The organism is Mesorhizobium sp. M00.F.Ca.ET.216.01.1.1, from assembly GCF_004010325.2.
GTDB lineage: Bacteria > Pseudomonadota > Alphaproteobacteria > Rhizobiales > Rhizobiaceae > Mesorhizobium.
Map to the genome: position 1 here is coordinate 1 of NZ_SADR02000164.1, position 411 is coordinate 411.

Consider the following 411-nt stretch of genomic DNA (forward strand, 5'->3'; position numbering starts at 1 on the left):
AGCGCCGCATCGATCATGACGACGGAATTCGTCAGCGTGCCTTCGGATTGGACCGTCGGCCGCACGCTCGACTACATCCGCAAGGTAGAGCGCACGCGCGAAACCATCTACGCTATCTACATCGTCGATCCGCAGACGCAGCTCCTTTTGCGTTCGACCGGGTTGCGCCGGTTGATCACGGGCAACCCGGAGGATTCGATCCTGTCGGTGGCGCCTGATCGTATGCCGGTGACGGTGACGCCGCTCACCGATCGCGAGAACCTGGCGCAGACCATCTCCAAATACGACCTGCTCGCCTTGCCGGTGGTGGACCACGGCAGGATCCTCGGCATCGTCACCGTCGACGACATCATCGACACGATGATCGAGGAGACGACCGAGGACGTGCATCGTTTCGGCGGCATGGAGGCG

At 62.3% G+C, this 411-nt stretch carries 1 protein-coding gene; it reads left to right on the plus strand.

What is annotated here, in order from left to right; all coding sequences use genetic code 11:
* Positions 1 to 411, plus strand: a 411-nt coding sequence (locus tag EN859_RS35550; RefSeq protein ID WP_135913630.1) for a CBS domain-containing protein, incomplete at both ends; no start/stop codon positions are given.